Raw genomic sequence first — 6,033 nt, forward strand, 5'->3', positions numbered from 1 at the left:
GCCATGAAACGCCTGCTCCCGCTCGCCCTGCTGTTGATCGCAGCGACCGATCCCAGGCCGCCGATCCTCTCGCCCGAGCGGATCAAGGCGGATGTCCGTACGCTCAGCGCAGACGGCTTCCACGGTCGCGGCCCGACGCAGGCGGGCGAGCCGGTCACGCTCGACTTCCTCGAAAAACGCTTCGCCAAGCTCGGCCTCAAGCCGGCCGGGGACGCGGGCTATCGCCAGCGCGTTCCCCTGCTCCGCTGGACGCGCGAGCGCGCCGAGATGACGCTCGACCTCGGCGGCAGCGCCCTCTCCCTGCGGCCCGGCGTCGAAATCTCCGCCAGTTCGCGCATCGTCGGCGAGACGCGGCTCGACCGCATACCCGTGGTGTTCGTCGGCTATGGCGTGGTCGAGCCCAGGCTCGGCTACGATCCCTATCGCGGCGTCGATGTGCGCGGCAAATTGGTGGTGGCGCTGGCCGGCGATCCCGATGTCGAGGCGGGGCGCGACCTCGGCTTCGGCGGCCGCGCCTCCAGCCCCGCCGCGCGCACCAAGCTCGCCGAGGCGCAGAAGCGCGGCGCCGCCGCCTTCGTGCAGATCCACGACCCCTTCCCGTCGAGCTATCCGTGGCTGCAACTGGCGAACGGCGATGCGGTGCCGGGCTATGCGCTCGATACCGGCAGCGTGCCGCCCGCCTTCGGCCTGCGCGGCACGCTTCGCAACGACATCGGCGTCCGGCTGCTCGCGCAGGGCGGGCTCGACTATGCCGCGGCCAAGCGCGCCGCACAGCGCGCCGACTTCACCGGCATCGTCCTGCCGGATGCGACGTTCAGCGCGACGCTGACGACGCGGCTCGATCGCACCGAAAGCCACAATATCGTCGGCATCCTGCCCGGCAGCGATCCCGCCGCGGGCAGCATCCTCTACGGCGCCCATTGGGACGCCTATGGCGAGAACGATTTCGACCCGCCAGCCGACCGCATCCGCAACGGCGCGATCGACAATGGCACCGGCACCGCGACGCTGCTCGACATCGCCCGCGTCTTCGCCGCCGCACCGCGTCCGCGCCGCTCGGTGGTGTTCGCTTTGTGGACCGCCGAGGAAAAGGGCCTGCTCGGCGCCACCTGGTATGCCGATCACCCGGCGCTGCCGCTCGCGACCACCGCGGCGCAGTTCAACCTCGACCCGCATGTCGTGCTCGGCCGCACCCGCAATCTCGAGCTGATCGGCGTCGGCCGCACGCCGCTGGAGGCCGATCTCGCCCGCGTCGCCGCGGCACAGGACCTGCGCGTCGACCCCGAGGAGAACACCGAAGCCGGCTGGTATTACCGCTCCGACCATTACGCCTTCGCCGCCAAGGGCGTGCCGGGCGTCTATTTCCGTGCCGGCCGCGACGTCGTCACCGGCGGCATGGCGGCGGGCGAGGCGAAGCGCAGCGCCTATAACGCGCGCTGCTATCACCAGACCTGCGACGAATATGACGCGCGCTGGGACATGACCGGCGCGGCGCAGGAAGGCAGCGTCGCCTATGCGCTCGGCCGCGAGATCGCCGAGGGGCGGACGTGGCCGGGCTGGAACGCCACGGAACCCTTTGCCGCGGAGCGCGCTAAGACCGATACGGCACGACGGTGACGCGGCTAGGCGCTAGACGCCGAAACTCCTAACGAGAATCAGCACCGGGACCGTCGTCATCCGGAAACGTCTTACGGAGACCGGATTGTCACAGGCTATACGATCGACCCAGGCATCCACCGGCATTTCGGGGCTCGATTACGTCCTCAACGGCGGGCTGACGCCCGAGCGTCTCTATCTCGTCGAAGGCACCCCCGGAACGGGCAAGACGACGCTGGGGCTCGGCTTCCTGCTCACCGGCGCCGCGATCGGTCAGGCCGGCCTGTACGTCACGCTTGCCGAGACGAAGGTGGAGTTGCTCGCCGTCGCCGAGACGCACGGCTGGTCGCTCGATCCGATCACCGTCTTCGAGATGGTGCCCGCCGATGGCCTGGGCGACGATCAGGAACAGACGCTGTTGCATCCCAGCGAAGTCGAGCTGGGCGAGACGGTGCGCGCGATCATGGCCAAGGTCGACGAACTGCGCCCGGCGCGCGTCGTCATCGACAGCCTGTCCGAACTGCGTCTGCTCGCACAGAGCCCGATCCGCTATCGCCGCCAGATCCTGGCGCTGAAGCATTTCTTCTCGACCCGCCAGTGCACGGTGATCGTCCTCGACGACAAGAGCGGGACGGGCAACGACCTGCAATTGCATAGCATCGCGCACGGCGTGATTGCGCTCGAGCAGACGCTCTCCGGATTCGGCGCGCAGCGACGACGGCTGCATGTCGTCAAAATGCGCGGCGTGCGCTTCCGCGGGGGATATCACGATTTCGAGATCGAGCGTGGCGGCCTGACGGTCTATACCCGGCTGACCGCGGCCGATTACCAGGCCGAGCACGACCTCGAGATCGTGTCGACGGGGTCGGAGGCGTTCGACGCGCTGCTCGGCGGCGGTCTCGTCCGCGGCACGGCGACGCTATTCACCGGCCCCGCCGGCGTTGGCAAGACGACGACGACCGTGCAATGCATGATCGCGGCGCTGCGCCGCGGCGAGAATGCCGCCTATTTCCTGTTCGACGAGCGCACACCGACGCTGCTCGCACGGTCGCAGGCATTGGGGATGGACCTGCATCCCTATCTCGCCAACGGCCAGTTGACGCTGCGCGCGATCGATCCCGCCGAACTGTCGCCGGGCGAATTCGCCGCGACGGTCCGCACCGCCGTCGAGGACGATGCGGCGCGCATCATCGTCATCGACAGCCTAAACGCCTATCTGCAATCGATGCCAAGCGAGCAGTTCCTCATGCTCCAGATGCACGAGCTGCTGACCTATCTCGGCCAGCGCGGCGTCGCCTCGCTGCTGATCCTCGGGATGCACGGCATCCTCGGCGACGTGCGCGCCGACATCGATCTCAGCTATCTCGCCGACACCGCGGTCCAGCTCCGCTATTTCGAGGCGTTCGGCGCGGTGCGGCAGGCGATTTCGGTCATCAAGACGCGCACCGCCCGCCACGAGCGTACGATGAGGGAATTTCGCATCGGCGACGGCGGCATCCATCTGGGCGAACCGCTGGCGTCGTTCCAGAACGTGCTGGGCATCGCGCCGAGCTTTTCGGGCGAGAGCAAGACGCTGCTCGCGCGGGCCGATGGCGGTGGCGGATGACGATGGACGACCGCGTCCTCATCCTCGCGCCGCGGGGGCGCGATGCGTTCGTCGCCGCCGACCTGCTGCGGCGCGGCGCGATCCCGGCGGAGATCGTGCCCGATCTGGCGACGCTCGTCGCCGAACTGGCGCGCGGTGTCGCCGCGGTGCTGATCACCGAGGAGGCGCTGGTCGCCGGCGACCGGTCGGCGCTGGCCGCCTGGGTCGCGGCGCAGCCGACCTGGTCCGACCTGCCCTTCGTGATGCTCGCCAACGGCGGCCGCGCGCCGCGCTCGGCGGCGGCGGCGCAGCGGCTCGACGAACTCGGCAACGTCGTGATGCTCGAACGGCCGCTGCATGCCGAGGCAATGCTGGGCGCGGTCCGCTCGGCGATCAAGGCACGGCAGCGCCAATACGAGCTGCGCACTGCCGCCGCGACGCTGGAGGCGGCGGTGGCGCAGCGTACCGCCGAACTCGAAGCGGCGCGCGACAGCCTCGAATTCGCGCTCGAGGCGGCGGGCATGGGCAGTTGGGACCTCGACGTCGCCAGCGGCGATATCCGCCGCAGCCCGCGCCACGATGAAATCTTCGGCTATGGCGAACCGCAATCCTATTGGTCGGTCGAGCGGCTGATCGGCCATGTCGACCCGGCACAGCGCGACGAGATCGCTGCGGCGCTGACCGATGCGGCGCGGACCGGCTCGCTCGATGTCGAATGCGCGATCCAGGGTGCCGACGGCAGCCGTCGCTGGATCAGCAAGAAGGGGCGGATGCGCTACGATGCCGATGGGGCGCCCGAACGGCTGACCGGCGTCGTCGCCGACATCACCACGCGGAAAGAGGCCGACGCCCAGCTCGCCCAGGCGCAGAAGATGGACGCGATCGGCCAGCTCACCGGCGGCGTCGCGCACGATTTCAACAATCTGCTCACCCCGATCGTCGGCAGCCTCGATCTCGTCCGGCGGCGGCACAAGGACGATGAGCGCACGCAACGGATGGTCAGCGGCGCGATGCAGGCGGCCGAGCGTGCCGCGACGCTGACCCAGCGGCTGCTCGCCTTCGCACGACGTCAGGCCTTGCAGCCGAAGGCGGTCGACGTCGGCGCGCTGATCGAGGGGCTGGTCGATCTGATCCGCCGTTCGCTCGGGCCGACGATCAAGGTGACGATCGAGGTCGCCGACGATCTGCCGTCGGCGCGGGTCGATCCCAACCAACTCGAACTCGCCCTGCTCAACCTCGCGATCAATGCGCGCGACGCGATGCCGGGCGGTGGCCAGCTCACCGTCACCGTCGGCGGCGCGACGGTCGACGAGCGCAACGCCATCGGCCTGTCCGCCGGCCGCTACGTCCGCATCCTGGCGAGCGATACCGGCATCGGCATGGACAAGGCGACGCTGGCCCGCGCGACCGAGCCGTTCTTCTCGACCAAGGGCGTCGGCAAGGGCACCGGGCTCGGCCTGTCGATGATCCACGGCCTCGCCGCGCAATCGGGCGGGACGCTGACACTGTCGAGCGAGCCGGGCCGCGGCACGCGCGTCGAACTGTGGCTGCCGGCGACGCAGGAGGAACCCGCGGTGGTCGCCGACCATCGCAACGAGCCGGTCACCGCGCGCCGCGCCGCCAAGATCCTGCTAGTCGATGACGAGGACATCGTCCGCTTCGCCACCGCCGACATGCTGCGCGACATCGGCTATCAGGTCGTCGAGGCAGCATCGGGCAGCCAGGCGCTGGCGGCGATCCGCGGCGGCGTCGACGTCGACCTGCTCGTCACCGATTATCTGATGCCGGGGATAACCGGCGCGGCGCTGATCAGCGAATTGCGCGCCACCGGCCACCCTCTGCCCGCGCTGCTGATCACCGGCTATGCCGCGACCGGCGCCGACGTGCCCGGCGACGTGCCGCGGCTCGCCAAGCCGTTCCGCCAGGTCGATCTCGCCGCGCGCGTCGATGCGCTGCTCCACCAGCCGCCCAAGACCGCCAAGGGGTTACGCGTCGTCCGCTGACCCCAGGCGCGGCAGACGGACGATCGCGCCGCACGGCGGCACTGCCGCGATCATCCGTTCGAGCGGCAGACCGGCGAGCCGCGTCCGGATCGCCGCGATCGGCCCGCCGTGGCTGATGACCAGCACGTCCTCCGCAAGCGGCAGCGCATCCCACGCGGCGCCGGCACGGCGGGCGAGGTCGAGCCCGGTCTCGCCGCCACCGGGGCGGAAGTCGCGCGGATGCGTCATCATCCGGTCCATCAGGTCGCCGGTCTCGCGCCAGATCGCATCCCAGCGTCGCCCCTCCCAGGTTCCGAAATCGCGCTCCAGCCAGCGGGGATCGTCCTGCACCGGCCGCCCCGTCAGCCGCGCGACCATCCCGGCAAGTCGCCTTGTGCGGATCGCGCCGGAATGGACGATCGTCGCGAACGGTTCGGCGGCGAGTTCGGTCGCCAGCCGTCGCGCCAGCGCCGCGCCGTCGCGGCTCCACCCCATGTCGGACCGACCGTAGCACCGCCCCGCCCACGCCTTCGCCACCGGCGGATGGCGGACGAGCAGCACCTGCGCGATCATCCCGCCGCCACTGCGAGCAGCAGCGTCAGCTGACCGGCGTAGGCGGCGAACCCGAGGCAATCACCGGTGCTGCCGCCGATCCGCCGCCGCAGGAAGCGCGCCAGCCACCCCAGCACCGCCACGCCGATCGCGGCAGCGACCAGCAGCGACAGCGGGCTCAGCCACGCCAGCGGCAGCACGCCCGGCACCGTCAGCGCCAGCGCGGCGAGCGCCCGGCGCGGCGGCACCCCGCCGGCCCGCGCCGCCGTCCCCGTCGCCACCGGCGGCAGGATCGCGACGAGCAGCACCGCCCACAAC

At 70.6% G+C, this 6,033-nt stretch carries 5 protein-coding genes; 3 read left to right on the forward strand and 2 right to left on the reverse strand.

Annotated features, from left to right (window positions below; genetic code table 11):
• The first annotated feature begins 3 nt into the window (after positions 1-3).
• The 3 genes from FFS23_RS16300 to FFS23_RS16310 all read left to right on the forward strand — a co-directional run bounded on the left by FFS23_RS16300 (position 4) and on the right by FFS23_RS16310 (position 5,184).
• Positions 4-1,617, forward strand: a complete 1,614-nt coding sequence (locus FFS23_RS16300) for a M28 family peptidase (RefSeq protein WP_137899431.1) — start codon at positions 4-6, stop codon at positions 1,615-1,617.
• An 85-nt stretch (positions 1,618-1,702) separates the two neighbouring features.
• Positions 1,703-3,202 (forward strand): ATPase domain-containing protein, encoded by a 1,500-nt coding sequence (locus FFS23_RS16305; protein ID WP_137899432.1) that lies wholly within the window; start codon positions 1,703-1,705, stop codon positions 3,200-3,202.
• Positions 3,199-5,184, forward strand: coding sequence for an ATP-binding protein (locus FFS23_RS16310; RefSeq protein ID WP_137899433.1), 1,986 nt, complete (start codon positions 3,199-3,201; stop codon positions 5,182-5,184). The genes FFS23_RS16305 and FFS23_RS16310 overlap by 4 nt, the downstream gene beginning before the upstream one ends.
• Here FFS23_RS16310 and FFS23_RS16315 read toward each other — a convergent pair.
• Positions 5,167-5,736: a histidine phosphatase family protein gene (locus FFS23_RS16315; protein WP_038665759.1), complete on the reverse strand. Its 570-nt coding sequence runs from the start codon at positions 5,734-5,736 to the stop codon at positions 5,167-5,169. The two genes, FFS23_RS16310 and FFS23_RS16315, sit on opposite strands and share 18 nt — an antisense overlap.
• A partial coding sequence (locus FFS23_RS16320; RefSeq protein ID WP_171009528.1) for an adenosylcobinamide-GDP ribazoletransferase occupies positions 5,733-6,033 on the reverse strand: 301 nt, incomplete at its 5' end. The genes FFS23_RS16315 and FFS23_RS16320, both read right to left, overlap by 4 nt.

Source organism: Sphingomonas sp. 2SG (genome assembly GCF_005503285.1).
Taxonomy (GTDB): Bacteria; Pseudomonadota; Alphaproteobacteria; order Sphingomonadales; family Sphingomonadaceae; genus Sphingomonas; species Sphingomonas taxi.